A 1,190-nucleotide genomic window follows, 5' to 3' on the forward strand; every position below is an offset into this window, starting at 1 on the left:
AGCCAGATCAAAAGCCAGATCAAAATCAGCCGAGGCGGCCTTATTGCCGACCTGGCCGCGGGCAATACGCGTTTGGCCTGTGGGACTTGGATACATCAGGAATTCTTTGGTCGGCTATCGGGCCGTTATCGCCGACAAGTCTCTGGTTAACGGACGCAGCAGCTCATGCTCCCCAGAACCCCAGGGCTGCATTCCCACGCGCAGACGTGGGAATAGTGGGTTAGCGGGTCACGCGGCAGACAGCCAGATCCCACTCTTGCCGTTGTGCACTCATCTGCAATACCTCGAGCACGGCGCAGCCTTCGCGGGTGAGTAAATGCACGCCTCGGGTGATGCGCGCCAGGTCGCAATCGTTGGTGTCGGTGAGGGTCAGGCTGGACAAGGTGTCCATCAAATCGCGGACCACGGTGAAGCGATGCGCGGCGCAGGCGGCCATGTCGCTGAGGGGGGCGTGGGTGTCGATGAAGAGCACGGTTTGTTCGGTGTCATGGGTGTCGATGGGTTGGTAGCAGGGGGTGGCGGGTTTGATCATGGTGACGCTCCTAGAGTCATGGAAGCCAACACCGTTCGCTGCTAAACGAATGAAGGTGGCGGCTGTTCGCGGGTTAGCAGACCAGGACTCTAGAACCCGGCAGGCCCGAAGGCCTCCCACTACAGCCGCCATAACGTGAACTGCCAGGCACGAGGATGTGCCTGATCACGAACGACGGACGTTGTGCGTCTAGAGATTATCCGGGCTGCTAAACCCGATCGCTGATTGGCAGCGACCGGATCACGATAAAGCCCGGACCTCAGACCCACAAGCCGGCGGATTCTGGCGGAAGTGTAGGCAAAGGCGCAAGGCGCTGTAGTCGACCGATGCTGGATTGACCCCTGTGGCGAGGGAGCTTGCTCCCGCTGGCTTGCGCAGCAAGCCCAATACCGGGCGACTCGGGTATGCAGTGAAATCGGGGGCTCAGATTTTGGGGCGGCTTCGCCACCCAGCGGGAGCAAGCTCCCTCGCCACAGGGGGTTGAGGCGTATCTTATGGTGATGGGTTGGCTGTGAGGCCGTCATCGCTGGCAAGCCAGCTCCCACAGTTAACGTGGACGTCCATAACACCGGCGTACACCCATCAGGCCGAGTGTCAGCTCGCCGCGCTTTTGATCTTGCTTTTGATCCACCCGCCCCGTCGGGAGGCTGAGTGGAGG

The 1,190-nt window shown here is 60.8% G+C and carries 1 protein-coding gene; it reads right to left on the reverse strand.

The features are described from left to right. Positions 1-220: 220 nt before the first annotated feature. Positions 221-532: a hypothetical protein gene (locus tag RG836_RS02970; protein ID WP_310843075.1), complete on the reverse strand. Its 312-nt coding sequence runs from the start codon at positions 530-532 to the stop codon at positions 221-223. Between the last annotated feature and the right edge of the window lie 658 nt (positions 533-1,190).

Origin of the sequence: Pseudomonas rhizozeae (assembly GCF_031583775.1) — a bacterium.
In the GTDB taxonomy this organism is placed as follows: domain Bacteria; phylum Pseudomonadota; class Gammaproteobacteria; order Pseudomonadales; family Pseudomonadaceae; genus Aquipseudomonas.

Coding starts and splice junctions, on each gene's coding strand:
- RG836_RS02970 (WP_310843075.1), bottom strand. CDS start 532: ATGATCAAACCCGCCACCCCCTGCTACCAACCCATCGACACCCATGAC.